This is a genomic window from Rhodoferax sp. XS2R6 (assembly GCF_056521365.1).
The window spans coordinates 58,052-84,675 of the sequence record NZ_JBWMAY010000005.1; the positions used below are offsets into that span (position 1 = coordinate 58,052).

Consider the following 26,624-nt stretch of genomic DNA (forward strand, 5'->3'; position numbering starts at 1 on the left):
TTCCAACGACGTCCCTTCGGGGACTTTACAAAGCCACCTTCGGGTGGCTTTTTTTTGTGCGCTGTTGGCGGGCACAGTTTGATGCCAAATTGGCACTTGGCGCCCGTGGATACTGCGCAAACAGCTACAAATAAGATAGCACTTTCGCAGGGGCAATGTCGTTCAGGCAGCGTGTGTGGCCCAGCGGGCAGTCGCGCGCAAAGCAGGGGGCGCAGTCCAGCGGCGGCTGGTAGCTGGGGTCGTTCTTGAGCCAGAGCACCGTGGCCTTGTCACTCAGCGGTGGTGTGTGCAGCGGGCTGGACGAGCCGAACACCGCCACCTGGGGCACGCCAAAGGCGGCGGCTACGTGCATCAGGCCTGAATCGTTGCTGACCATGGCTTTGGCCGAGGCTATCAGCGCAATCGCCTGGTCCAAAGAGGTTTTGCCGGCCAGGTCCACACAATGGCCGGGCTGGCGGGTATTCACCGCGCTGGCGATTTCGGCGCATACCGCCGCATCTTTGCCCGAACCCAAGAGCAACACGGGCAGCGTCAATTGGCTGGCGAGTGCGGCAAAGTGGGCCGCCGGCCAGCGTTTGGCCGGGCCGTATTCGGCGCCAGGCGCCAGCACATAAAAACCTTGGGCCGGCAGGCCCTGCGCAGCCAAGGCCTGCTCGGCCGCGCCAGGGGCCAGTTGCAGCTGCGGCTGGTCGGCATCCAGTCCAGCTTCACCACTCAACGCCGAATAAAACGCCACCATGGGCGGGCGTTCGCCCTCCGGCGGATTGGGCAGGCGCTGGTTCAGCAGGCCCCAGCGGACCTCGCCGGAGTACCCCACCCGTTTGGGAATACCGGCCCACCAGGGGATCAGCGCACTTTTGAGGGAGTTAGGCCCCACGTAGGCCACATCGAAGCGGCCACGCAGACTGTGGGCCATGGCCCGGCGCGCCGCCCATTGCAGACCGCCGCGGGCGAACGGAAACTCCATCACCTCGGCCACCTGGGGCATGGCCCGGTACACCGGTGCCACCCAGGGTAAGGCCCCGACCGTGAGTCGCTCGCCCCGCGCCGCCAAGCGGCGCATCAGCGGCTCGGTCATCACCGCATCCCCAATCCATTGGGGCGCGATGATCAGGGACTTAATGTCCACCCGCGAAGTGCTCGCCGTCTTTCAGTTTGTAGACCGTGCCGCAGTAGGGGCACTTGGCTTCGCCCGTGCGGCCTACATCCAGGTACACCTTGGGGTGGGTGTTCCAGGTTTTCATGTCGGCCAGCGGGCTGGGGCAGAACACGCCACCTTGGTGGTTCAGGTCTTTGGCCAGCAGTTCAATTTTTGCGTTTGTCATGGGTCTCAGACCTTCGTGAGCCAGTGGGCGTATTTCGGGTTGCGGCCGTTGACGATGTCAAAGAACGCAGATTGGATTTTTTCAGTGATCGGGCCACGGCTACCCACGTAGTCACCCTTGCCCATGGCGATGCGGTCCAGCTCGCGAATGGGGGTCACTTCAGCCGCAGTACCGGTGAAGAAGGCTTCGTCAGCGATGTAGACCTCGTCACGCGTGATGCGTTTTTGCACGATCTCCAGGCCCAGGTCTTTGGCGATGTGGAACACGGTGTTGCGGGTGATGCCGTTCAGCGCACCAGCCGACAGGTCGGGGGTGTAGATCACGCCGTTTTTGATGACAAAGATGTTTTCACCCGCGCCTTCGGACACAAAACCCGAGCTGTCCAGCAACAGGGCTTCGTCGTAGCCGTCGTCGGTGGCTTCCATGTTGGCGAGGATGGAGTTGGTGTAGTTGCTCACCGCCTTGGCCTGCGTCATGGTGATGTTGACGTGGTGGCGGGTGTAGCTGCTGGTCTTCACGCGGATGCCGCGCTTCATGCCCTCTTCGCCCAGGTAGGCGCCCCAGGGCCAGGCAGCCACCATCAGGTGGATGGTGTTGCCCTTGGGGGACACACCCAGCTTCTTGTCACCGATCCAGGTCAGCGGCCGCAGGTAGCCAGACTCCAACTTGTTCTCGCGGATCACGGCGCACTGGGCTTCGTTCACCTGTTCCTGGGTAAACGGGATGGTCATGCGCAGGATCTTGGCGCTGTTGAACAGGCGCTCCGTGTGCTCCTGCAGGCGGAAGATGGCCGGACCGTTGACCGTGTTGTAGGCGCGCACGCCTTCAAACGCGCCGCAGCCGTAGTGCAGCGTGTGGCTCAGCACGTGGATCTTGGCGTCGCGCCATTCCACCATCTGGCCATCCATCCAGATTTTTCCGTCGCGGTCAGACATGGAGGGAGGAAGTACGCTCATCGGGGTGTCCTTGGTTGGGTGGGCTGCAAACAATACAAAACGCCGATTTTACGGGGCCAGCGCCACATCATCGGCCCGCGCAGTGGGCGCCTCCGTGGCCGGTCGTGTCAGCTCCCAGCTCTGCAGCTTGCCCCCCAGAAACACACACAACACGCTGGACTGCGACGTGTCGGTCCAGCGGAACCGCTCGGGTTGGGTGTCCTTGGGCGACTCCAGCAAGCCCAGCGACCGCGTAAGTGCGACCACGTGCAGCAGCGGCTGGCCGGCCGCCAGCTTGGCGTGCAGCATGACCGCGCTGTCCACATGGCCGATAGGGCGGTGGGCCGCCCGCTTGAGGATTTGCAGCATGCGCGTGAAGTGCAACAGCTGCCACATCACCAGACCACCCGCCACCAAGGCCAGACCCGCCCAACCATACGCCCGGTAGCCGGCTACCGCGACTACCAATGCCGCGACGGGCACTACAATTTTTTGAATTTGCATCCACCTATTTTCGCAGGCCGGGCCATGCCACCTGAACCTGCAGTCCGCCCAGCAACGCCGACGACTGCACAGTCACCTGCGCCCCGGTCACATCGGCAATACGGCGCACGATAGACCAGCCCAGGCCGCTGCCAGACTGCGTATGCCCCAGCACCCGGAAAAACCGCTCGCCCAGGCGCTGCATGTCGGCACTGGCCATGCCTGGGCCGCTGTCGTGCACATCCAGCACCACCCGCTCGGGTGTGCAAGCCACACGAACCAGCACGCGCGCACCGTCGGGGCTATAGCGCAGGGCGTTGTCCAGCAGGTTGCGCAGTAGCATGGTCAACCAGGTCGCCTGCGCGGAAACGGCACAGGCCGCATCCCCATCCGCATCCAGCGCCAAGTCCTGCCCGCGGGTTAGTGCCGCAGGGGCTAAGTCTGCGGCCACCTGCTGGGCCAGAGCCCGCAGATCGCAGACATCTGCCGCGGGCACCGTGGTTCCGGCTTCCAGGCGGGCCAGCGCAAGCAACTGGTCCACCAAATGCGCGGCCCGGTCGCACCCAGCCAGGGTGGTGTGCAAAGCCAGGTCGCGCTGGCCTGCATCGGCCCCGGCACCCAAAGCCACCTGGGCTTGGGCGCGGATGGCCGCAATCGGCGTGCGCAGCTCGTGCGCGGCATCCGCCGTAAATCGGCGCTCGCTTTGCACCATGCGCTCAATGCGGGCCAGCAGGCCATTGAGTTCAGCCACCAGCGGTTGCATCTCAGACGGCACATCGGGTACCACCACCGGGCTGAGGGCATCGGGCGCACGCTGGCCCAAGGTGTGGCCCAGTGTGCGCAGCGGCAGCAGCGCCCGGTGCACCGCCCACCAGAGCAAGGCTGCGAGCACGGGCAAGGCCAGCGCCATGGGCAGCAACATGCCGCGCAACATGGCCCAGACGATGTCATTGCGCGAGTCGACCTGCTCGCCCACGTACACCTGCACATCGCCCTCGGCGCCACGCGTGGCAAACACACGCCAGTTTTCACCGCCGTGGCGCACCGTATCAAAGCCGCGGCGTGCATCGCTCAGAGGCTCGATTCCAGCGTTGGCCGAGCGCATGACCAAGGTGCCTTCATGGAACACTTGAAACGCCACGCGTGCGCTGTATTTGTGCAAGGCCGGGGCATCGGCCACAGCATCGTCCTCCAAATCCAGCGGCTGCACCACCAAGATGGAGGCCGCCTGGGCCAGGTGGCTGTCCATGAGTTCGTCGACTTCGTGGCGGGCGTCCACCCACGTCCACGCGGCCACAGCCAACCACACCAGGGTCAGGGAGACGGACAACAGCACCAGCAGGCGCAGTTGCAGCGAGCGGCCGGCCTCCATGGTCAGGCGCCCGGCTGCGGGTTGACGCGGTAGCCCACGCCCCGCACGGTCTGGATGGCATCGGCCTGCAGCTTGCGCCGCAGGTGGTGGATGTGCACCTCAATGGCGTTGCTCTCCACCTCGTGGCCCCAGCTGTACATCTGCTGCTCCAGCTGCTCGCGCGAGAGCACCCGCCCTGCACTGCGCATCAGCGCATGCAACAGATCAAATTCGCGGGTGGACAAGGTCACCTCCGCACCTCGCCAGAGCACCCGGCGGGTGCCGGGCTCCAGCGCCAAGACGCCCATCTGCAAAACCTCTTGCGCCACCCCGTGGGAGCGCCGCACCAGCGAGCGCAGGCGCGCCGCCAGTTCATGCAAGTCCACAGGCTTGAGCACATAGTCATCGGCCCCAAGATCCAGCCCGCGGATGCGGTCGGGCACGGCATCGCGCGCGGTCAGCACCAGCACCGGGGTGGACACGCCAGCGCTGCGCAGGGCCTGCAGCACATCCAAACCGTCTTTGCTTGGCAAACCCAGGTCCAGCACGGCGGCGGTGTACTCGCCGCCCGACAACTCGCGCTCGGCCGCCATGCCGTCGCGCACCCAGTCCACCTGAAACCCCAGCTGGCGCAGCCCGGCCCGCAGGCCATCGCCCAACATGGCATCGTCTTCGGCAAGCAACACGCGCATTCAATGGACTCCGTGGGTACTGGTCAGACGATTGTGCATGGCGGTTGCTCAGTCGTCCTCGTCATCACCTTGCCCACTCAGCACAGCGCTGAGCGCTGACCCGGAGATCAGCCCTTGGGGCGACTGCTGCCACTCCCAAGTCCAGTACGCCAACACGGCACACAGCAGCAAGGCCGCCAACCCGCCGTGGTTGCGCTTGGCGAGGTCCGGGCCCGCTCCATCGGCACGGCCGGTCACCATCTGCGTCACCAGATTCTTGCGGCGCAACACACTTAAGGCCACGATGGCGGCAATGTGCGCCAGCACCACGGCCAGCACGGTGTTGCCAAAGAATTCGTGCACGTCCTCGATCCAGTCACCCCCCAGAAAGTCGCCCCATTCGTTATAGGTGGCGTAACCCGACAGCGTGAGTGGCAGCACCAGCACCAGCAAGGCCACGATGGCCAGCGCCATGAACAGGTTTTGCCCCTGGCGCCAGTTCACCGCCGGGGGTGCGTCCACTTTCGCAGTGGTGTTCACGGCGGCCTTGAGCGATTGCGCCCAGGGCCAGAGCCCGCTGAGCTTTCGCCATAACAAGGCCAGGCCCGCCTGGCGCGGCCCCAGCAGACCGTACAGCACCCGAAAGACCAACAAGCCCGCCATGGTGTAGCCCAGCGTGACGTGCAGCAGGCGAAAGCGCTCGCCATCGGCGGTGAGGTAAGCGCCTAGAAAGCTCAGGGCAAACAGCCAGTGAAAGACGCGGGTGGGCGCGTCCACCACACGGCGACGCGCAGCTTGTGCGGGTGCGGCGACAGAGGGAAAAGTGGTGGTGGTCATGGGGAGCCTCGTCAAACAGGGCAAGGGGGTGAAAGGTCAGTCAGTCGGCCCAGTGGCGGCGAAAGCGCGCGTCCAGGCCTTTGGGGAAAGTGATTTCGCGTTCACTGAAGCTGCCTTTGTCAGCCCGCGTGTGGCAGGCGATGCAGTTGGTCGCGCTCTTGACCGCAGCCTGTTTCCAGATGGCGGGGTCCAGTTCATCGTGCTTGCGCACAAACCAGGCCGAGGTGGAGATACGGTCTTGCGGTGGCTCCTCGCGCACCCGCTTGTAAGTACCGGCGTTCACCTGCAGCCACTGGCTGATCTCGCGCACACTGGCTTCGTCCAGCGACGCGTCGGTGCCATAGTGTTTGTCCAGCGAACCCATGACCCGCTTCCAAGACGCTGCGGGCAACATGCCCGCCGGGTAGGCGATGTGGCAGGCCGCACATTCGGCCTGGTACTTGGGCAGGGGCGGCACCATGGGGCCTTTGGAGTCGGCCCAGGCGCTACCCACTGTCAAGCCGGCCAAGGCCCAAATTGCTATCCATTTAGGAGCTGTTTGCGCATATTGCACGGGGTCTAGAGGCATGTTTGGCATAAATTTCTTTGGGGTTGGCGTTCCGTGGGCCGTCAGCGTTTGAGGCTGATCAGCCAGGCCAGCACATCGGCCTTCTCGGCGGCGGTGCACTCGCGGGCCAGCACGTCGTTGCAATTGCGGCGGAACCACTTCTCGCTCTTGGCCGGATCGGTAAACCGCTCGGGGTTGAACGCGGGTGCTAGCGGGGTGATGGCTTTGCCCGTGCTCGCGTGTTTGGCGTCGCCAGTGGGCAGGGCGTTGTGGCAGGACGCGCAGCTCCACTCACGGCCGTGTTTTGCATTGAAAAACTGCTGCCCTTGGCCCGGGTTGGGACTGCGGCCGGCCTGGGTGGACAGGGCGTTCAGTTGCTCAGCGGGGCTGCCGGCCCACACAGCAGTGGTGCACAAACCGGCAGCCAACAAAGGCAGCAGAGTGCGACGAAAACGGTGCATAAAAACCTCCATGCCTTGCATGGTAGGAAGCACACATTAACGGGGACTTAAGGCAATAAAAGACGCCCCCCATAGGGGACGCACTGCCGAGGGTGCCTGTGCGTTAACCCAGCCCGCGCACCACGTTCATGGCTTCTTCCACCCGGTCCACGGCATGGATGGTCATGCCGTCTATGGGCTTTTTGGGCGCATTGGCTTTGGGCACCACGGCCACGCTGAAACCCAGCTTGGCGGCTTCCTTCAGGCGCTCCTGCCCGCGCGGTGCCGGGCGCACCTCACCGGCCAGCCCCACTTCGCCAAAGGCGATGAAGCCCTTGGGCAGCGGCTTGCCGCGCAGGCTGGAGGTGATGGAGAGCATCACCGCCAAGTCAGCCGCGGGCTCGCCGATGCGCACGCCACCCACGGCGTTGATGAACACGTCCTGGTCCATACACGCTACGCCAGCATGGCGGTGCAACACGGCCAGCAGCATGGCCAGGCGGTCTTTGTCCAGGCCCACCGACAGGCGCCGTGGCGACGGCCCGCCGCTGTCCACCAGCGCCTGGATCTCGACCAGCAGCGGGCGCGTGCCTTCCAGCGTGACCATCACACAGCTGCCGGGCACAGGCTCGGCGTGCTGGCTCAGGAAGATGGCGCTGGGGTTGCTCACGCCCTTGAGGCCTTTTTCCGTCATGGCGAAGACGCCGATTTCGTTGACCGCGCCAAAGCGGTTCTTGATGGCGCGCACCAGGCGGAACTGGCTGTGGGTGTCGCCCTCGAAGTACAACACCGTGTCCACCATGTGCTCCAGCACACGCGGGCCGGCCAAGGCGCCTTCCTTGGTCACATGGCCGACCAGCACGATGGCGGTGCCGCTGGCCTTGGCGGCGCGGGTCAGGTGGGCCGCGCATTCGCGCACCTGGGCGACTGAGCCTGGGGCGCTGGTGAGTTGTTCGGAATACACCGTCTGGATGGAGTCGATCACCGCCACATCGGGGCGATTCGCTTCCAGCGTGGCGAGGATTTTTTCGAGCTGGATTTCGGCCAGCACGCGCACCTGGCTGTGGTCCAGCCCCAGGCGGCGTGAGCGCAGCGCCACCTGCGCCCCACTCTCTTCGCCCGTCACATACAGGGTGTTTTTGCCCGAGCGCTGCAGCGAATCCAGCGCCTGCAACAGCAGCGTGGACTTGCCAATGCCGGGGTCGCCGCCAATCAGCACCACACCGCCCTCCACCATGCCGCCGCCCAGCACGCGGTCCAGCTCCTCGTGGCCGGTGGGGGTGCGCTCCACATCCGAGGCTTCGATGTCGGACAGCACCGCCACTTCGGCGGTTTTGGCCAGCGAGGCGAAGCGGTTTTTGGCCGGACCGTCGCTGCTGGCCACCGACTCGATCAGTGTGTTCCAGGCCTGGCAGTGCGGGCATTTGCCCAGCCACTTGGGGCTGATGCCGCCGCATTCGTTGCAGGTGTAAACGGTTTTGTCTTTGGCCATGGCCGAATAATACTGTATGTATTTACAGATACCAAGCCGTCACAGCCGGTGGCTGGCCGGCTTTTGGGCGATGTTTGCGCCACATCAGGGTCCGCCCCCGCGGCAGACCGTACGCTGGCGCACCCACGGCCACAGGTGGGGGGGTGCATCATCCAACGCGGGCAGTGCAGTTGCCTCCAAGCGACTTCATTTTGCTATGGTTTCAGGAGCTGCTCGCGCATACTCCATGAGGGCTAGATGCCAATTTCACCACAAAACACGACGACTGGCCTGAGCCAGACCGAGGCAGCGCAGCGCCTGCTGACCGACGGCCCCAATGTGCTGCCGGGTGAGCAACCGCGCCGGCTGGCCGCCATCGTGCAGGAAACGCTGAAGGAGCCCATGTTCATGCTGCTGCTGGCCGCCGCCGTGTTGTACGGCGTGTTGGGCGACTGGCAGGAGGGCGGCATATTGATGGGCTTGGTGGTCGTAGTGCTGGGGCTCACGCTGTACCAGGAAGGGAAAACTGAACGTGCCATGCAGGCCCTGCGCCAGCTCTCCAGCCCGCGCGCGCTGGTGCTGCGCGATGGCCAGCCCCAGCGCATTGCCGGGCAGGACGTGGTGGTGGGCGACCTGCTGGTGGTGGCCGAGGGCGACCGCATTGCCGCCGACGCCGTGCTGCTGGACGGCAGCGAGGTGATGGCCGACGAATCGCTGCTGACCGGGGAATCCACTCCGGTGGACAAGCTGGCCGCACCGGCAGGTGGCGACACCCCGACCACCCTGCCACCACAGGCCGGCGGTAACCAGACACCGTTTTTGTACTGCGGCACGCTGGTGGTTAAAGGGCATGGCACGGCGCGCGTGCTGGCCACCGGCGAACGCACCGCCATGGGCCGCATTGGCAGCGCCTTGCAAAGCCTGCAGGCCGAAGCCTCGCCGCTGCGCGCGCAGACGGCGCGGCTGGTGCGCACACTGGCGGTAGTGGCGCTGGCCGCCAGCGTGTGCCTGGTGCTGGCCTACGGCCTGATGCGCGGCGACTGGATGGGCGCCGTGCTGGCCGGCATTGCGCTCGCCATGGCGCTACTGCCGCAAGAGTTCACCGTGGTGCTAACCGTGCTACCGGCCTTGGGCGCGTGGCGCCTGTCCAAACTGCAGGTGCTGACCCGGCGCATTGCCGCCATCGAGACGCTGGGCGCGACCTCGGTGCTGTGTGTGGACAAAACCGGCACCCTGACCGAAAACCGCATGACCGTGGCCCAGCTCTACGCCTATGGCGGCGCGCAGGCCGACGCCACACTGGCCGTGGACTACAGCGAGCAATCCGAACTGCCAGAGGCCTTCCACACCGTGGCCGAATTCGCCATTCTGGCCAGTGTGCAAGACCCGTACGACCCGATGGAGCTGGCCTTTCACCGCCTGGGCGCGCACTTTTTGCAGGGCACCGAACACCTGCACCGCGACTGGACTCTGGTGCGCGAGTACGGCCTGACGCCCCAGCTGCGCGCCATGTCCCATGTGTGGACGGTGACCCGAGACAACACCCGCATCGTGGCCGCCAAGGGCGCGCCCGAAGCCGTGGTGGACCTGTGCCACTTGCCCGAGGTCGAGCGCCAGCGCATTGCCGCCGCCGTGGACGCCATGGCCGGGCAGGGCCTGCGGGTGCTAGGGGTGGCGCAAGGCCAGTTTGAGGGCACCGACTGGCCCGCGCAGGAACACGACTTCACCTTCCAGTTTGTCGGCCTGCTGGGCTTGCAAGACCCGCTGCGCCCTGGCATTCCCGAAACCGTGGCCCAGTGCCACACGGCCGGCATTCGGGTGGTGATGATCACCGGTGACTACCCCGCCACCGCCCATGCCATTGCGCAAACCGCCGGCCTGGCCCAGGGCAATGCGGCCGGGGTGCTGAGCGGTGACGAAATTGCCACGCTGGACGATGCCGCCCTGCGCGCCCGCATGCGCGAGGTGGCCGTGTGTGCCCGCGTGGCCCCGGCGCAAAAGCTGCGCATTGTGCAGGCCCTGCAGGCCGACGGCCAGGTGGTGGCCATGACCGGTGACGGCGTGAACGACGCCCCCGCACTGAAAGCGGCCCATGTGGGTATTGCCATGGGCGGGCGCGGCACCGACGTGGCACGCGAGTCCGCCGCCCTGGTGCTGCTGGACGACAACTTTGCCTCTATCGTGGGGGCCATCCGGCTGGGGCGGCGCATTTTTGACAATGTGCGCAAGTCCATGTCCTACATCCTGGCGGTGCACGTACCGATTGCCGGCATGGCCCTGCTGCCGGTGCTGCTGGGTTGGCCCACGGTGCTGTTTCCGCTGCACATCGCGTTTCTGGAGCTGGTGATCGACCCGGCCTGCTCCATGGTGTTTGAAAACGAACCCACCGAGGCCGATGGCATGCGCAAGCCCCCACGCGATGTGCAAGCCCCCTTGTTAGGCCGGCGCACCCTGGGGCTTGCCCTGCTGCAGGGCGCTGGGGCCCTTGCCGTGGTGATGGCGGCGCAGTGGTGGGCGATGGGCCAGTGGGGAGAGGACGGCGGAAGGGCCTTGGCGTTCATCACGCTGGTGCTGGGCAATCTGGGCCTGATTTTTTGCAACCGCAGCCACCTGCCGCTGTGGCGTTCGGTGGGCACGCCCAACCGCACGCTGCGGGTGGTGGCCGGCTTGGCGTTGCTGCTGACCCTGGCCGCTGTCTATGTGCCCGGGCTGCAGCGCCTGTTTGCATTTGCGCCGTTGCCGGGTGTCGGGCTGGCGCTCGCAGGTGGGCTCGGCCTGCTGTGTGTGGCATGGTTTGAGGCGCTCAAGGCCTGGCAGCGCCCACCATCCATAACGTGACGCTTAGGGCTTTGGAATCCGCTCGCGGGCACGGCGCACTTTGTCCGCGCTGATGGCGAGCTTGACGGTCTCGAAGTTCACCGGCGCGACGATGCTGGTCTCGCCACCCACCGCCTCGACGGCCTGGTAGCGCGTAATGGGCATGCTGTTTTTGTCCATCACCCCCACCACCCACGGCGTAGTGGCCTTGGCGCCGCGCTGCACGGCCACGGCGGTGTCGCCGTTGGCCAGCAGCAGATAGGTGCCGGGCGGGTAAAAGCCCATGACCGTTGCCATGGCGGCGCCCACGGCGGCGGCATCGCCCTCGGCCGCCAGGTAGATGGACTTGGCCGCGCCCAGCGGCGAGAGGGGCGCGCGGGTTTTGCGCGCGGCCATCTTGGCCACAAAGGCGTCGGCCGTGCTCAGGATTTTGCGGGCGCGCAGGTTGCGGGGCAGGGCCTCGGCCGTGTCGGGTGCGTGGTGCCAGCGCACTAGGTCCAGGGTGTCGGGGTCGTCCACCCCAAAGGATTGCAGGATGGCGGCGCTGCGCTCGGGGTGTTCGCGGATCAGGGTGCGCTGCCAGTCGGTCAGTGGCGTGGCCTGGCGCGCCAGGCTGTCCTGGTCGCGCGCCATGGCGATGTTCATGGTCAGGGCGGCGTCCACCAGGCTGCGCCGCGCATGCGGGTCCAGCCCCAGCTTGTGCGCTGTGAGCGCACTGACCACACCGCACAGCAGGGCGTGGGTGGCGCAGTAGCCCAGGCTGTCATCGGCCAGGGCCTGGAACAGGCAGAACAGGCTGTCGTCGGAATCGGCCTCCAGCAGGGCCAGCAGCTTGCGGGCGATGCCGTCGAGCCGGTTCAGCGGGTTGATGGCTAGGCCGCCCTGGTACAGGATGCCGCGCAGCACCTCCTGCAAATCCAGCCAGCCGCCGCTGAGCTGGGCGCCCACCACGTAGTCGGCCTCGCGGATCTCGCTGGGCATGCCGGCCTGGGCAATCGTCATCACGTCCACACCGTCGCGCAGCAGCTCGTGCACCATACGCTCGTAGGCGCGCTGCCAGGCCAGTGCGTCGCTGGGGGTGGACGAGGCATTGAAGGCATGCAGCTTGTCGCGGTGCTGCTCAGAGACGACAGGCTGGCCCTTGCGCAGCAAGAGCTGGCCGGTGTCGCTCCAGATATTGACCGGGATGGGCCGCCCGATGGCAAGCAGGGCGACCGGAATAGGGACGTACTTCAAGGCGGGCGCTTCAGTCAGCCACCACCACGGGCACGCGCAGGGCCAGTGCACACATGAGCTCATAGCCCACGGTGCCGGCACTGGCAGCCACCTCGTCAATGGACAGCACCGTGCCGTTGGCAGCGCGGCCCCAGAGCGTGGCCTCACTGCCCATGCCGGCCTGGGGCACGGGCTCCAGGTCCACGGTCACCATGTCCATGCTCACGCGGCCCACGGTGCGGGTGCGCACGCCGTCCACCAGCACCGGGGTACCGGTGGGGCACAGGCGCGGGTAGCCGTCGGCATAGCCACAGGCCACCACGCCAATGCGCATCGGCCGGTCGGCCACAAAATTGGAGCCATATCCGACCGTATCTCCCGTAGATAGTGCGCGGACAGCTATGATTTTTGCAGCAAGCGTCATGGTTGGCTGCAGGCCCCAGTGGGCGGCGTTGTGCTCGGGATAGTCGGGCGCACTGCCGTACACGGCAATGCCGGGGCGCACCCAGTCGGACACCAGGCCGGGGCCGGAGTGGCGCAGCGTGGCGGCGCTGTTGCTCACCGTGCGCTCACCGGGCAGGTCGTCGGTGGCAGCCTTGAAGACGGCCATCTGCGCCTCTATGCCCTTGGGGCCATCGGCGTCGCTGAAGTGGGTCATCAGCGAAATCTCGTCCACCTGGGGCAGCGCGTTCAGCCGCGTCCAGGCCGAGCGCACCTGCTCGGGCTGGAAGCCCAGGCGGTTCATGCCGGAGTTGACCTTGAGGAACACCCGGTGCGGCTCGTTGGTCTTGTGGATGGCCAACATGTTGATCTGCTCCTCGCAGTGCACCGTGTGCCACAGGCCCAGGCGCGAACACAACTCCAGGTCGCGCTGGTCGAACGCACCTTCCAATAAGAGGATGGGGCCGCGCCAGCCCAGCTTGCGCACGCGCTGGGCCTCGTCCAGGTCCAGCAGGGCAATGCCGTCGGCGCCGCGCAGGCCGTCAAACGCCCGCTCGATGCCGTGCCCGTAGGCATTGGCCTTGACCACCGCCCAGACCCGCGCATCGGGCGCGGCGCGGCGCGCCACCTCCAGGTTGTGGCGCAGGGATTGGGGGTGGATGGTGGCTTGGATGGGGCGGGGCATGGGGGCAATTGGGGCGTGAAACTACAAAGATTTTGACATTCAGCGGCATGCTATAACCGCAGCACGTTTGGAGACCTACAACAATACCTAGCGCATTAGTCACGCTAATGTGCCTTATCCCCCACCCATGAAACGCGGTTTTTACACCATCATGTCAGCGCAGTTTTTTAGCTCGCTGGCCGACAATGCCTTGTTTGTGGGAGCCGTGCAGTTGCTGCGCAGCAGTGGTGCACCGGAATGGCAGCAAGCCGCGCTCGTCCCCATGTTTGCCCTGTTTTACGTGGTGTTGGCGCCTTTTGTCGGGGCGTTCGCCGACGCCATGCCCAAAGGCCGGGTGATGCTGATCAGCAATGGCATCAAGATTGTGGGTTGCCTGCTAATGCTGTTTGGCACCCACCCGCTGATGTCCTACGCCATCGTGGGCCTGGGTGCGGCGGCCTACTCGCCGGCCAAGTACGGCATCCTGACCGAGCTGCTGCCCGCCAGCCAGTTGGTCAAGGCCAATGGCTGGATCGAGGGGCTCACCATTTCTTCCATCATTCTGGGCGTGCTGCTGGGCGGCCAGCTGGTCAGCCCCATGATCTCGCAGGCCCTGCTCTCCTTTGACTTCCCGCTGATTGACACCAGCATCGACACAGCACCCGAAGCAGCGATTGGCATCCTGATCTTTATCTACCTGGCTGCGGCCTGGTTCAACACGCGCATCCCCGACACCGGCGTGTCCATGCGCGCCATGCCCAAGAACCTGCTGACCCTGCTGCCCGACTTCTGGCACTGCAACATCAAGCTGTGGAAAGACCGCCTGGGCCAGATTTCGCTGAGCACCACCACGCTGTTCTGGGGCGTGAGCGGCAACCTGCGCTACATCGTGCTGGCCTGGGCCTCGGCGGCGTTGGGTTACAGCGTGACACAGGCCTCGGCATTGGTGGGGGTGGTGGCGATTGGCACCGCCGTGGGCGCGGTGGCGGCCTCACTGCGCATGCGGCTGGAGCATGCGGTGAACGTGATGCCGCTGGGCATTGCCATGGGCCTTTTGGTGATTCTGCTGAACTTCATCAACAATGTGTGGGTGGCCGCACCCTTCCTGATTTTGCTGGGTGGCCTGGGCGGCTTTTTGGTGGTGCCCATGAATGCATTGCTGCAACACCGCGGCCACAACCTGATGGGCGCGGGCCGCTCCATTGCCGTGCAAAACTTCAACGAACAGGCCTGCATTTTGGGCCTGGGCGCGTTCTACAGCCTGTCCACCGGCATGGGCCTGTCGGCCTTTGGCGCCATTACCGTGTTTGGCGTGGTGGTGGCGGGCTTCATGTGGTGGATCAAACGCTGGCACGAGCGCAACTGCCGCGAACACGCGGCCGAAGTGACCCACCTGCTGGACATCGCTCGCAACGACAACCTGCACGGTTAGGCCGGGGGCGCCGCAAGCTCCGAAACTTCGGGCGCGGCGTACTGCACCTGGTCACGGCCCAGCTGTTTGGCCACATAGAGCGCCCGGTCGGCTGCGGCGTAGATGCTCTCCACCACCACCTTTTGCCCCTGCGCGGTGCCGCTCACGCCAAAGCTGGCGGTGATGGGCAGCTCCACCCCCAGGTAGACCAGCGGCGTAGAGCGCACCAGCAGGCGCAGCTTCTCGGCCACATCGCAGGCACCCGGGCGTGCCGTATCGGGCAGCAGCACAATGAACTCCTCGCCGCCCAGCCGCGCTACGGTGTCGGTGCTGCGCACGCCACGCAGCAGCACAGCCGCCACGTGCTGCAGCATGGCGTCGCCCACCGGGTGGCCATGCACATCGTTGACTTTTTTGAAGTAGTCCAGGTCCACCATCACGCAGTGGGTGTGCACCCCTGCGCGCACCGCGCGGTTGAGCTCCATTTGGGCCTGGCGCATGAATTCACGCCGATTGAACAGGCCCGTCAGGGTGTCGTGGTCGGCCAAAAAGGCCAGCTCGCGTTGCTGGGCCACCAGCGCCTGGTTGCTGCGGCTGAGCTGGCGGCGCAACATGACGGCCTTGGCGTACTGGCTCCAGACCATCAGCGAGGCCAGCAAGGCCATGAGCGGGCTGAAAAAAGCCAGGATGTGCAGGCTGTTGTTGTGCGCCGGGGGAATGGGTGCGTTGCGCAACATCAGCGCAAAAACCAGGTAGGTGCCAAGGTACAGCGGCACCGAAATGGCCGGGCGCATCAGACCTAACACGCCAAACATGATGCAGATGAGCATGAAGCTGGACAGGCCTGCGCCTGCACTGGCCACCAGGTCGGCCAGGGTAATGTAGGCGCCGAAGTAGATATAGCCAACTGCAATCAGCACCTGCAGGCCAATGGCCCCCGCCGTGGCCCGCGCCTGGCGCAGCACGTACTGGGTCAGGGCCCCGGCCACCGCCACCAGCGCGGCGGCCACCCAGTGGGCCTGTGCCAGCGTTTGCGCCCAGTGCCGCAGTTCGGGGTGGTTGGCAGGTGCCGCGTAATCGGACAGCAGCAGGGCCAGCGCAATGTGCAGCGGCACCATAAGGCCCACCACCCAGCGAAAGCGGCGCAGGGACTCCATGGTGCCCTCACCCTGCACCAGGTCGTATTCTTGTTTGGTTAGCCGCAGCCAGTCCGCGTAGGGCTGGTACCAGGGGGCTTTGTTCACCGCATCTCCTTGATGGCAAGAATCTTCTCAGCAAAATCCGGCAGGGACAAGTGTTTTCACACATGCTATCGTGGGTGACCCGCCACCTGAGAAAGCCCCAGACATGTCTTCCGTGTACGACTTCGACGCCCTGCAAATCAACGGCCAGTCGGTCCCCCTGAAGCAGTACCAGGGCAAGCCCCTGCTGATCGTCAACACCGCCAGCGCCTGCGGCTTTACCCCCCAGTTCGCCGGCCTGGAAGCGCTGCACAAGGCGTATGGCGACAAGGGCCTGGTGGTGCTGGGCTTTCCGTGCAACCAGTTTGGCGCACAAGACAAGGGCAGCAACGACGAAATTTCCGAGTTCTGCCAGCTCAATTACGGCGTGAGTTTCTCCATGATGGCCAAAATCGATGTGAACGGTGGCGACGCCCACCCGCTCTACCAGTGGCTGGTCAAAGAGGCACCAGGCTTTTTGGGCACCAAAGCCATCAAATGGAACTTCACCAAGTTCCTGATCGGCAAGGACGGCCAGGTGCTCAAGCGCTACGCCCCCACCGACACACCAGCCAGCCTGGCGCAAGACATTGAGGCGGCGCTGGCGGCGTGAGCCCCCCTTTGTAGCTGTATCCAAGCCGCAAGGCTTGCTTTAGACTCACTAACATCGTGGCTCTTGCGAGGGGCAGTCGGCATGGCTTCTACACCGTCATTGCGTACACGCCCCAGCCTGCTGCGGGGCTTGCCAGGCACGGCCTGGGTGCTGGCCCTGCTGTGGGCGGCCCCTTGGGCCGCGCTGGCAGACACCAGCAACGGTTTTGGTTTGTTGCTCGATGTGGGTCTGACGCTGGACGACAACGTGACCCGCGCCAAAGAAGGCAACGACCGGCTCAGCGACAGTGCCTATGCGGTCAATATCTCCAAGGGCCTCACGCTTCCCGTGTCGGCCCAAAGCCGCCTGTTGCTCACGGGCATCGTGGGCGGTGAGCGCTTCCAGACCTACGCCGGCCTTAGCCACCTGGACGCCGCCGTGGAAGCAGAGCTGCAGTACCGCGAGTCCTCCGAGTTTTCTTCCCCCACCCTGGGCCTGTTTGCCAAGTTCAAGTTCGAGGACTACGAATCGGATGTCCGCGACGGCCACCGCTACAGCCTGGGGCTGTCCATCAGCCAGCCCCTGACCGACCGGATCAGCTGGTCTGCCGCACTGGCCAGCAACCAGCGGCTCAGCACCAGCAAGGTGTTCAGCACCGTGGACACCTCGGCACGCGTGAACCTGGACTACGCGCTGAGCGCCCGCAAGGCCCTGTACCTGGGTGCTGAATACCGTGTGGGTGATGTAGTGTCCACCGGCCGCGCCTCGCTGGAGAACGTCACCATCTCCAAGGTGTTTGTGCTGGACAACGCCTTCACCGGTGGCCAGTTTTTCAGCTACAAGATCCATGGCAGCACCTGGCTGACCACGGTGGGCTACAACCACTCGTTGGGGCCCAACGGGTCCGTCGATGTGGCCTGGAGGCGCGTGGAGTCCACGCCGGAGCTGCGGCCCAGCTGGGCCACATCACCGCGCAGTTACATCAGCAACCAGCTGCTGGCAACGTACCTGTTGCGCTTTTAAGGGAGATCCGCATGCCGTGGCAACGTAACGCATCCCTCGGCCTCTGTCTGGCATTGCCCTGGATTTTGGTCGCCTGCGGTGGTGGCGGAAGCTCAGGCGACGTAGACCCCAACGCGGCCCGCACCACGCTCCCCACCAGTGGCCCCGACAGTTTTTTGCTGTTTCCCAACCCGCAAAAACAGGACGATGGCACGCTGCAAGTGGCCTCACTGGCCTACGCTACCGCGTATTACGAGGCCATCGACCCCGCCAATGAGCGCGACACGCTGGCCAAGTTCAAGGCCAAAAACCTGTTTGGCACCGCAGCAGGCACGCTGGGCGAAGAGACCGTGATCGTCGGCGACCAGCGCGACCTGGGCTATGGCCGCAAGATGACGGCGCGCCAAAATCCTGACGGCACCCTGGCCTTTGTAGTGGAAAACTACATGGTGGGGGCCTACGGCGCGTACAACGCACTGAACCTGGAGGCCGCTGTGATGCCCGAGGCCAAATGGCACCTGGGCACCAATGCCATCGAGTTCAGCCCCGGCCCGGGCGGCACCATCAAGTTCGTCAAGTTCTACACCTACGACCCGGTCACCGGTGCGCGCCTGATGATGGGCAATCTGGACGGTCGTGGTGCCAAGGCAATGCCCACGGTCTGTGCCTCCTGCCACGGCGGGCGGGGTGACCCCCTGACACCCGCTTTGGCGGGCAAACCCTTGTTCCCGCGGCTGATGAACGTGAAATCGGCCGCCGATGCCACGGGCTTCAACCAGGGCGGTGTGCGGGGGGATATCGCTGCCCAGTTGCATCCGCTGGAACCCGCCTCCTTCGACTTTTCCAGCCTACCCGGTTTCACGCGCCTGATGCAGGAGGCCAAGATCAAGACCATCAACAAGATGGTGCTGTGCTCCCTGCCTATTACGGCGGCAGCCGGGGGCGAAGATGCCTGCCGCCGCACGGCCATTGGCAATGAATACCAGGGCACGGTGGCCGAACACCTCAAAGACATGTACGGCGGCGCCGGCCTGCCCCTAACCAACACCGCCACCACCGACACCTATGTGCCCGCTGGCTGGGCCGGGCAGTCGGCGCTGTACCTCAACACCCAGGCACAGGCCTGCCGGGTCTGCCACCTGCTGCGTGGCAATGGCAACCAGTCCGACATCGACTTTGCCACCTTTGCCAAGTTTGATGGTTACTCAGCCCGTATCAAGGCCCACGTGCTGGACCGCGGCAACATGCCGCTGGCCAAGCTGATTTACGACAACTACTGGGCCAGCAGCAGTACCTACACCCCCATGGGCACCTACCTGGCGGGCTTGGGTATGGGCTACACCAACACGACCACCCAGCCCGGTGCACCGGTGGCCGACCCCGGGCCGGGCCGTGTGGTGAAAGGTCCAGGCACACCACTCTCCGCAGCCATGAGCCTCTATTCCAGCAGCTACGAGTGGTCAATCATCACGGACCCTGTGGGTGGCGCAACCATCACCAACCCCACAGCACTACAGGCCACGCTCAACACCCTGGGGGACGGTACCTACGTGGTCCAACTTGTCACCCGCAATGGCAGCCGCACCAGCCCTGCCACCACGCTCACGGTCGTCGTGAACGCGGCCCTGGCCTACACCCCGTCCGCCCTGCGCTTCAGTGACATCAAAACCATTTTGCAAGGCGCTGGCACCTGCACCGGCTGCCACACGTCGGGGATGGGTGACTCCGGCCAGCCCCCCATCTGGTACTCCAACTTTGACCGCGATGCAGACAACGACATTGACGCCACTGATGACCATTGGTTCTACACCGAGCTGCGCGGACGCATCAACTTCACGGACATCGTGGCCAGCCCGCTGCTACGCAAGCCCTCGGGAAATCACCATGGGGGTAATTTGGTGGGGGGGTTTAACACCAGCCTCGCACCAGGCAATGCGGGCCGCATTTACTACGACACCTTCCTCAACTGGATTTTGAACGGTGCCCCCGAATAAGGCGGGCACCCCACCCCGTCTTCAGTACCCGCGTCGCGGCCCGCTGTAAGCGTCGGTGGCGAACACAAACGGCGTCTTGCGCCCCACCAGGGTTTCAATCAGTGCCAGTTCTTGGTCGGTGTGGTTCAGGAACGGGGCGTTGCGGATGTTCTTGCCCTTGCCGCCGTCCTTCACGATGTAGAGCGGCCGGTCGTGGTGCGACGCCACCACCTGCTCACGGCTCTCCGGATCGTCATTGGCCTGAACTTCGGTAGCGCCGTAACACGTACAAAAGTAGGTCTGTTCCGGGTCGGACTCCACATAAAAACCGGTACCCCGAATGCCAATGGTGGAGGTGGACGTGGTGACCCGCATGGGCGAGTTGCGCGACACCGACAGGAGCTTACCCGTAACCATGCGCAAACCACCAATCAGCAGCCCGCTGATGGACGTGTCGGCCGGCGCCCCGGCAGGGGCTTCAATGACCAGCTTGCTGTCGCCGCGCAAGATCATGGAATGGGTGTTGACCACAAAGATGACCTGGCTGTCCTTGGCGGTCTGCAGGGTGTCGCCGGGTTTGATGGGGGTGCTCAGCGTGGCGGGCTGGTCGTTGACACGCACATTGCCGCTGAGGCTGTAAATGGACTGCCCGGGTGGCAGTTTGCTGGGACGGTTGCCAAACAGGCTTTGCGCCTGGGCCAGTCCCATGGCGGGGCCAAAGAATCCGGCGGCCAGCGCCTGGATCAGCCACTGGCGGCGCGGGTCATCAATGTGGTCGGACGGGTTCATGGGGCCCCCTTGGGTCAAACGTGTGCAACCTGCGGCACCCGACACGGGCGACCACTCGCCAAGATTATGCGGCGAACGCAGGCTGCGTGGCAGACAAAGCCGCATCCAGCACCTCCACCCAGTGCCGCACGGGCGTGGCCGTGCCACCCTGCAGATGGGTGATACAGCCGATGTTGGCACTGATGATGACTTCGTCCGCCGCGGGCGCCAGGTGGCCCAGCTTGCGGTCGCGCAGCTGGGTGGAAATCTCGGGGTTCAGCACGGAATAAGTGCCGGCCGAGCCACAGCACAAGTGGGATTCGTTGGCGGCGATGCGCACCGCAAAGCCCAGCGCCGCCATGTGTGTCTCCACACCCCCTTTGAGTTTTTGCCCATGTTGCAAGGTGCAGGGCGGGTGAAACACCAGCGCGGGCTGCTGCCGTGCGCCCTCGCCCAGCCGGGCCTGGAGCGCGGGCAACAACTCGGGCAACAGCTCGCTAAGGTCACGTGTGAGCGCGCTGATGCGGGCGGCCTTGTCGGCGTACTGCGGGTCATCACGCAGGATGTGTCCGTATTCCTTCACAGTCACCCCGCAACCGGACGCATTCATCACCAGCGCATCGGCGCCCTGCTCCACATAGGGCCACCAGGCGTCGATGTTGGCGCGCATTTGAGCCTTGCCGCCGTCCTGGTCGTTGAGGTGGAACTTCACGGCGCCGCAGCAGCCCGCCTTGGCCACCCGCTGCACCTGCACCCCCGCCGCGTCCAACACACGGGCGGTGGCGCTGTTGATATTGGGGGCCATGGCGGGCTGCACACAGCCTTCCAGCATCAGCACCTTGCGCGCGTGCTGGCGCGTGGGCCAGGAGCCAGACGCCTGCGGCGCGGGCACCTTGTTTTTGAGCGCCTGCGGCAGCAGCGGGCGCACCCATTGCCCCAGCTTCATGGCAGGTGCAAACAGCGGTGAGGGCAGCCCTTCTTTCAGCGCCCAGCGCACCGCTTTTTCGCCCAGCGGGCGCGGTACTTTGGCGTCCACCAGCTTGCGGCCGATGTCCACCAGGTGGCCGTAGTCCACCCCGCTGGGGCAGGTGCTTTCGCAGTTGCGGCAGGTCAGGCAGCGGTCCAAGTGCAGCTGCGTGGCGCGTGTGGGTGTCTGCCCTTCCAGCACCTGCTTCATGAGGTAGATGCGGCCGCGCGGGCCGTCCAGCTCATCGCCCAGCAGTTGGTAGGTGGGGCAGGTGGCGGTGCAGAAGCCGCAGTGCACACATTTGCGCAGGATGGCCTCTGCGGCCTGGCCGTCGGCCGTGTTCTGGTATTCGGGGGCGAGTTGGGTTTGCATGGTCAGCGCTCACAGGTCGGCGCACAGGCGCCCCGGATTGAACAGGCCCAGGGGGTCAAACGCCGCCTTCAGGCGTTGGGTGATCGCATCCTTGGCCGCGTTTTTTGCATCAAATTGGCACCCGGCCCTTATGGAATCTGCGCGAGCAGCTACAAAAACAGTAGCATTCCCACCGGCTGCGCGGGCCGCAGTCTGCAACTGGGCACCTGCCTGCTGGGGCGCCCAGAGCCAGCGCAGCCCGCCCTGCCATTCCACCAACTGTGGCCAGGGCAGCTCCAGCACCGGTGCGGTGGGCGCCACCGACAGGCGCCATAACGCCAGCTCGGGCGCAGGTGCATCGGCAAAAAACGGCAGGCGCTGGTCGCGGCACAGGGCCCAGTCGGGGCCGGCTTGGGCGTTGTCCATGCGTTCACCGGGGACCTCGGCCAGCATCTTGCGGCAGGCGGCTTCTACCGCCGCCACGGCACCACGCAGGCGCACAAACAGCAGGTCTTGCCCGCCGCCGGGGGCCGTGGGGTCATGCACCCAGCAGCTGGCGTTGAGCGGCAGCGGCTCGCCACCCCAGCGGTGCAGCTGCTCCAGCGCCGTGGCCTGGTCCAGACCAAACACCAACGTAGCCTCGGCCGGGGCCACTGGCAAGACCTTGAGCGAGACCTGGGTGATCACCCCCAGTGTGCCCATGGCACCGGCCATGAGGCGCGAGACGTCGTACCCCGCCACGTTTTTCATGACCTGGCCGCCGAAGGTGAGGTGCTCGCCCTGGCCGTTGATGCACTGCAGACCCAGCACGTAATCGCGCACGCTGCCCACAGTCGCGCGGGCCGGGCCGGCCAGGCCGCTGGCCACCAAACCGCCGACAGTAGCAGCGCGGTCGGCACCCGACCAAGCGAAGTGGGGTGGCTCAAACGGCAGGCACTGGCCCTTGTCGGCCAGTGCAGCTTCCAGTTCGGCCAGCGGTGTACCGGCCGCCACGGTCACCACCAGCTCACTGGGGGCGTAGTCCAAGATGCCGCGATGGCCCCGCGTATCGAGCAGCTGAGCGGGCTGGATAGTGCCAACAAAATCTTTGCTGCCGCCGCCACGGATCTGCAGCGGGGTGCGTTCGGCCACGGCGGTGCAGACCTGGTCCAGCAGTGTTTGGAGAGAGGGTGCAGCTTGCATGGCGCCGATGGTAAGGCGCCACCCCGCCGCCGCGCGTGAATTTTTTGGCGCCTGTGCCACCAAAAATTTGGCAGCAACCCGCCGCCGGACCGCCCCAAGGCGGGTTAGCCCCCTCGGGGGCAGCGACCCGCGCAGCGGTGGAGCGTGGGGGCTAGTCCACGAAGAAATTAACCGGCAAGCCGGGCACATCCACCCGCATGGAGAACACCGCACCCGACAGTGGCATCTGCGCCAGCTCGGCTGCACTGCGGCCGTGGCGGGCCGTGGTCACGTACAGGGTCTTGAGGTCTTCGCCGCCAAAACAGGGCATGGTGGGGCACTGCGCCGGCACCGGGATCTCAGCCAGAAGCGCACCGTCGGGGGCGAACTTGCAGATGCGCCGGCCTTCAAACATGGCGGCGTAGTAGTTGCCTTCTACATCCACGGCCGCACCATCGGGGCGGCCTGCGTAACTGGTGATCTCAAAGGTCCAGCCCGCAGGCTTGGGCGCACATTGCTGGAAGCTGCGTTGCCCATCCAGGGTATTGGTCTGCAGGTCGTAGTCCCAGGCGTGCACCACATGGTTGGGTGTGTCGGACCAGTAAATCGTCTGGTTGTCGGGGCTCCACGCCAGGCCGTTGCCAGTCAGGGCACCCGCCGCATGCTGCACCACCTCGGGCAGGCCACGGCGGCAGTCGATGCTGAACAGCGCCGCGACACGGCCAGCCTTGGGCTCGTCGATGGTGCCGACCCAAAAGCGGCCCAGCGCGTCGCACTTGCCGTCGTTGGCGCGCACCACTGCCGTGTCATAGGGCAACGCGACGATGGGCTCCAGCGCCCCGCCCCACTCGCGTGCGCGGAACACGCCGTGGCGCAGCGCCACCACGAGCCCACCCGACGCAGCGGGGGCAATACAACCGGGCTCGGTGGGCATGTCCCAGCGCTGTACCGTGCCCATGTACACATTGGCGCGCAGCAGGGCTTTGCCTGGAATGTCGACCCAATAGAGCTGTTGTTCGTGCGGGTGCCAGAAGGGCGACTCACCCAGTTCAAAGAGGTCTTGGCTCAAGGTTTGCCAGCTCATACGGTGCGCTCCACTTCAATACGCATCTCACACGAATAGGTTTGGCCCGCCTGCAGGATGACCACGCCCAAGTCCTCGGCACGCGCGCCTGTCTGGGTCATGAGGTTGAGCGCGTTGTTCACATGGCTGACCGGTTCCACAGCGATGTTGTCTCGCTCGGGATGGGTGTACACCACCAGGCGGCTCAGCGCGGACGAGACGCGCACGCGCATCACCGCATCCTGCAAGGTCAGTACGCCGCCCCAGCCGTCAAAACAATTGTCTACGGTGAGCGACTCCACGCTTTGCTGCAAGCCGGGGTGCGCCACGCGGTGCGTGGGCAGCTTGTCCGAGCCCATCTCCCAGCGGCCGGTGGCCGAGAACTGCACTTCGGTACCGGGGCGTTTGGGAAAGAAAGGGTGCCAGCCCAAGCCCACAGGCGCCGCCACAGGCGACTGGTTGGTGATGGAGAGCGACATCTCCAGCGCCCCGGCTTCCAGCTTGAAGGCCTGGGAGCAATCGAAATCAAACGGCCAGGCGGCATCGGCTCGGTGCTCCAGGGACAGCAACGCAAACGTATCGGACGACTCCAGCACCGCCCAGGGGCGCTGCCAGCCCACGCCGTGGATGGCATGCGGCTCGGGGTCAAAGTTGCGGACCAGCGGATGGCTGGTGCCTGCCCATTGCAGTTGGGCCTGTCCAATGCGGTTGGAAAACGGCACCAGCGGGTAACTGCCGGACTGGCGCACCGTCTGCATTTGCGCACCGGGCACGGAGCTCAATACGGGATCGGTCCCCAACCACAGGCCGGCAATGCTACCGCCCAATTCAGGTTTGATGTCGCACAGCAAATCGCCGTGGCGCAGGGTGAGTGTGGAAGTCATGGCGGGATTGTGCACCGCGAAGCGGCGAAAAAAGGCCCGGCGGGACCAAAGTCCGACCGGGCCAATGTCTCAAGAAGAATTGAAACTAGTTCGTAACCGAATCCTGGGGATTAACGGTTGTAGGCGGTTTCGCCATGGCTGGAGATGTCCAGACCTTCGCGCTCGTCTTCTTCGCTGACGCGCAGACCAATCACCAGGTCCACCAGCTTGAAGGCGATGAAGGAAACCACAGCAGACCACACGATGGTGACCAGCACGCCTTGGGTCTGGATCCAGACTTGGGTGCCGATGGAGTAGCCTTCGGCCACTGCGTTGGTCACGTAGTCGTACACGCCTGTGCCGCCCAGAGAAGGCGAAGCGAACACGCCAGTCAAAATGGCACCAACGATACCGCCGACGCCGTGCACACCGAACACGTCCAGGGAGTCATCGGCACCCAGCAGGCGCTTCAGACCGTTCACACCCCACAGGCAGGCAAAACCGCCCACCAGGCCGATGATGATGGCGCCCATGGGGCCCACAAAACCGCAAGCAGGCGTGATGGCAACCAGACCAGCCACGGCGCCGGAAGCAGCACCCAGCATGGAGGCTTTGCCACGGGTCAGGGCTTCACCGGTAATCCAGGCCAGGGTCGCAGCAGCGGTGGCCAACAAGGTGTTGATGAAGGCCAAGGCGGTCAGGCCGTTGGCTTCCAGGTTGGAGCCGGCGTTGAAGCCGAACCAGCCAAACCACAGCATGGCAGCGCCGACCATGGTCAATGTCAGGCTGTGAGGGGCCATGGCTTCTTTGCCGTAACCGATGCGCTTGCCCACCACGTAGGCACCAACCAAACCAGCAACCGCGGCGTTGATGTGCACCACGGTGCCACCAGCGAAGTCCAGTGCGCCCTTGGCCCACAAGAAACCAGCTGCGCCCACCACTTTTTCCAGCGAAGCAGCGTCAGAGATCGCGTCAGGGCCGGCCCAGTACCAGACCATGTGTGCCATGGGCAGGTAGCTGAAGGTGAACCACAACACGCTGAAAGCCAGCACGGCGGAGAACTTGATACGTTCGGCGAAGGCACCAACGATCAGTGCGCAGGTGATGGCGGCAAACGTTGCCTGGAAGGCCACGAATGTCAGTTCAGGAATGACCACGCCTTTGCTGAAGGTTGCTGCCACGGATTCCGTGGTTACGCCCTTGAGGAACAGCTTGTCCAGTGTGCCAATGAATGCACCGTCGCCACCGAAGGCCAGGGTGTAACCGTAGACAGCCCACAGGATGTAGATCAGTGCACTGACCACAAACACCTGCATCAGCACGGACAGCATGTTTTTGCTGCGCACCAAGCCGCCGTAGAACAGGGCCAGACCAGGCAATGTCATGAAGATCACCAAGGCGGTAGCCGTGGTCATCCAGGCGGTGTCACCTTTGTTAGGGACCAGGGGAGCCGCAGCGGGGGCGGCAGGCGCCGCTTCAGCCGCGGCGGGTGCCGGGGCAGCAGCAGGCGCCGCCGCATCAGCGGGGGCAGCAGCGGCCGGTGCGGCAGCCGCTGGGGCTTCGGCGGGTTTGGCGTCTTGGGCCAGCGCAATGGATCCGGCCGTCAGCAGGCTCAGGCCCAAGGCCAGGGAAGCAAGCAATTTTTTCATGTTGTGGGCTCTCTTTCTGGTTACAGCGCTTCTTTGCCGGTTTCGCCGGTACGAATGCGCACAACCTGTTCCAGGTTGTAGACAAAAATCTTGCCGTCGCCGATCTTGCCGGTGCGGGCTGCACCTTCGATGGCTTCGATCACGCGGTCCACCAAAGCGTCGTCAATCGCCGCTTCAATCTTCACCTTGGGCAAAAAGTCGACCACGTACTCTGCACCGCGGTACAGCTCTGTGTGGCCTTTTTGGCGACCAAAGCCTTTGACTTCGGTCACGGTAATCCCTTGCACACCAATGCCAGACAAGGCTTCTCGCACCTCATCGAGCTTGAACGGTTTGATAATGGCCGTTACGAGTTTCATGTGTTCACCTCAGCTTGATAACAGTTGAATACAGACACCGGGTCTGGC

General features: G+C 64.9%; 25 protein-coding genes. 5 read left to right on the forward strand and 20 right to left on the reverse strand.

All coding sequences use genetic code 11. From position 1 onward, the window contains the following. Positions 1–124 precede the first annotated feature (124 nt). From waaF to radA, 10 genes are all read right to left on the reverse strand, one after another. The gene (gene waaF, locus AC097A_RS16310; RefSeq protein WP_479621641.1) at positions 125–1,129 is read right to left on the reverse strand and encodes a lipopolysaccharide heptosyltransferase II; all 1,005 of its coding nucleotides are present in this window, start codon (positions 1,127–1,129) and stop codon (positions 125–127) included. Continuing rightward, complete coding sequence (locus AC097A_RS16315; protein ID WP_105261762.1) at positions 1,119–1,325, reverse strand: zinc-finger domain-containing protein; 207 nt, start codon at positions 1,323–1,325, stop codon at positions 1,119–1,121. The genes waaF and AC097A_RS16315 overlap by 11 nt, the downstream gene beginning before the upstream one ends. 5 nt (positions 1,326–1,330) lie before the next feature. Beyond that, positions 1,331–2,281, reverse strand: a complete 951-nt coding sequence (locus AC097A_RS16320; protein WP_296510026.1) for a branched-chain amino acid transaminase — start codon at positions 2,279–2,281, stop codon at positions 1,331–1,333. 48 nt (positions 2,282–2,329) lie between these two features. Then, entirely contained in the window at positions 2,330–2,764 is a 435-nt protein-coding gene (locus AC097A_RS16325) for a glycerate kinase (RefSeq protein WP_479621642.1), read from the reverse strand. 4 nt (positions 2,765–2,768) lie between these two features. Then, complete coding sequence (locus tag AC097A_RS16330; RefSeq protein ID WP_479621643.1) at positions 2,769–4,115, reverse strand: ATP-binding protein; 1,347 nt, start codon at positions 4,113–4,115, stop codon at positions 2,769–2,771. A 2-nt stretch (positions 4,116–4,117) separates the two neighbouring features. Beyond that, positions 4,118–4,786 carry a winged helix-turn-helix domain-containing protein gene (locus tag AC097A_RS16335; RefSeq protein WP_479621644.1) on the reverse strand — a complete coding sequence of 223 codons (669 nt, stop codon included), beginning with the start codon at positions 4,784–4,786 and terminating at the stop codon, positions 4,118–4,120. 48 nt (positions 4,787–4,834) lie between these two features. Continuing rightward, the gene (locus AC097A_RS16340) at positions 4,835–5,602 is read right to left on the reverse strand and encodes a cytochrome b/b6 domain-containing protein (protein WP_479621645.1); all 768 of its coding nucleotides are present in this window, start codon (positions 5,600–5,602) and stop codon (positions 4,835–4,837) included. Positions 5,603–5,642: 40 nt separating this feature from the next. After that, positions 5,643–6,170 (reverse strand): diheme cytochrome c, encoded by a 528-nt coding sequence (locus AC097A_RS16345; protein ID WP_479621776.1) that lies wholly within the window; start codon positions 6,168–6,170, stop codon positions 5,643–5,645. A gap of 41 nt (positions 6,171–6,211) precedes the next feature. Continuing rightward, complete coding sequence (locus tag AC097A_RS16350) at positions 6,212–6,610, reverse strand: DUF1924 domain-containing protein (protein ID WP_236635365.1); 399 nt, start codon at positions 6,608–6,610, stop codon at positions 6,212–6,214. Between the two features lie 103 nt (positions 6,611–6,713). After that, entirely contained in the window at positions 6,714–8,081 is a 1,368-nt protein-coding gene (gene radA / locus AC097A_RS16355; protein ID WP_479621646.1) for a DNA repair protein RadA, read from the reverse strand. A gap of 237 nt (positions 8,082–8,318) precedes the next feature. On the opposite strand from radA, the gene AC097A_RS16360 reads away from it, so the two are divergent. Beyond that, the gene (locus AC097A_RS16360) at positions 8,319–10,898 is read left to right on the forward strand and encodes a cation-translocating P-type ATPase (protein WP_479621647.1); all 2,580 of its coding nucleotides are present in this window, start codon (positions 8,319–8,321) and stop codon (positions 10,896–10,898) included. A 3-nt stretch (positions 10,899–10,901) separates the two neighbouring features. Here the strand turns inward: AC097A_RS16360 and AC097A_RS16365 are convergent, their stop codons facing one another. Beyond that, positions 10,902–12,113 (reverse strand): HD-GYP domain-containing protein, encoded by a 1,212-nt coding sequence (locus AC097A_RS16365; protein WP_479621648.1) that lies wholly within the window; start codon positions 12,111–12,113, stop codon positions 10,902–10,904. Positions 12,114–12,123: 10 nt separating this feature from the next. After that, complete coding sequence (gene alr / locus AC097A_RS16370; protein ID WP_479621649.1) at positions 12,124–13,218, reverse strand: alanine racemase; 1,095 nt, start codon at positions 13,216–13,218, stop codon at positions 12,124–12,126. A 127-nt stretch (positions 13,219–13,345) separates the two neighbouring features. Here alr and lplT point away from each other — a divergent pair, with 127 nt between their 5' ends. Next, positions 13,346–14,629 carry a lysophospholipid transporter LplT gene (lplT, locus tag AC097A_RS16375; protein ID WP_479621650.1) on the forward strand — a complete coding sequence of 428 codons (1,284 nt, stop codon included), beginning with the start codon at positions 13,346–13,348 and terminating at the stop codon, positions 14,627–14,629. Here the strand turns inward: lplT and AC097A_RS16380 are convergent. Next, entirely contained in the window at positions 14,626–15,852 is a 1,227-nt protein-coding gene (locus AC097A_RS16380; protein ID WP_479621651.1) for a GGDEF domain-containing protein, read from the reverse strand. The two genes, lplT and AC097A_RS16380, sit on opposite strands and share 4 nt — an antisense overlap. Positions 15,853–15,955: 103 nt before the next feature. Here AC097A_RS16380 and AC097A_RS16385 point away from each other — a divergent pair, with 103 nt between their 5' ends. From AC097A_RS16385 to AC097A_RS16395, 3 genes are all read left to right on the forward strand, one after another. Further along, positions 15,956–16,441: a glutathione peroxidase gene (locus AC097A_RS16385; protein ID WP_315494262.1), complete on the forward strand. Its 486-nt coding sequence runs from the start codon at positions 15,956–15,958 to the stop codon at positions 16,439–16,441. An 81-nt stretch (positions 16,442–16,522) separates the two neighbouring features. Next, positions 16,523–17,443 (forward strand): hypothetical protein, encoded by a 921-nt coding sequence (locus AC097A_RS16390; RefSeq protein ID WP_315480494.1) that lies wholly within the window; start codon positions 16,523–16,525, stop codon positions 17,441–17,443. An 11-nt stretch (positions 17,444–17,454) separates the two neighbouring features. Next, positions 17,455–19,416 (forward strand): hypothetical protein, encoded by a 1,962-nt coding sequence (locus AC097A_RS16395; protein WP_479621652.1) that lies wholly within the window; start codon positions 17,455–17,457, stop codon positions 19,414–19,416. A gap of 21 nt (positions 19,417–19,437) precedes the next feature. On the opposite strand, the gene AC097A_RS16400 is transcribed toward AC097A_RS16395, so the two are convergent. From AC097A_RS16400 to glnK, 7 genes are all read right to left on the reverse strand, one after another. Next, positions 19,438–20,184 (reverse strand): FecR family protein, encoded by a 747-nt coding sequence (locus AC097A_RS16400; protein WP_479621653.1) that lies wholly within the window; start codon positions 20,182–20,184, stop codon positions 19,438–19,440. 64 nt (positions 20,185–20,248) lie between these two features. Then, complete coding sequence (gene glcF, locus AC097A_RS16405; protein ID WP_479621654.1) at positions 20,249–21,502, reverse strand: glycolate oxidase subunit GlcF; 1,254 nt, start codon at positions 21,500–21,502, stop codon at positions 20,249–20,251. 9 nt (positions 21,503–21,511) lie between these two features. Beyond that, positions 21,512–22,663 (reverse strand): glycolate oxidase subunit GlcE, encoded by a 1,152-nt coding sequence (gene glcE, locus AC097A_RS16410; RefSeq protein ID WP_479621655.1) that lies wholly within the window; start codon positions 22,661–22,663, stop codon positions 21,512–21,514. A gap of 151 nt (positions 22,664–22,814) precedes the next feature. Beyond that, complete coding sequence (locus AC097A_RS16415; RefSeq protein WP_479621656.1) at positions 22,815–23,726, reverse strand: SMP-30/gluconolactonase/LRE family protein; 912 nt, start codon at positions 23,724–23,726, stop codon at positions 22,815–22,817. After that, positions 23,723–24,589, reverse strand: a complete 867-nt coding sequence (locus AC097A_RS16420; protein WP_479621657.1) for an aldose 1-epimerase — start codon at positions 24,587–24,589, stop codon at positions 23,723–23,725. The genes AC097A_RS16415 and AC097A_RS16420 overlap by 4 nt, the downstream gene beginning before the upstream one ends. A 110-nt stretch (positions 24,590–24,699) precedes the next feature. Beyond that, positions 24,700–26,217, reverse strand: coding sequence for an ammonium transporter (locus AC097A_RS16425; protein WP_479621658.1), 1,518 nt, complete (start codon positions 26,215–26,217; stop codon positions 24,700–24,702). A gap of 20 nt (positions 26,218–26,237) precedes the next feature. Next, positions 26,238–26,576, reverse strand: a complete 339-nt coding sequence (gene glnK, locus AC097A_RS16430; RefSeq protein ID WP_094476942.1) for a P-II family nitrogen regulator — start codon at positions 26,574–26,576, stop codon at positions 26,238–26,240. Positions 26,577–26,624: the final 48 nt, after the last annotated feature.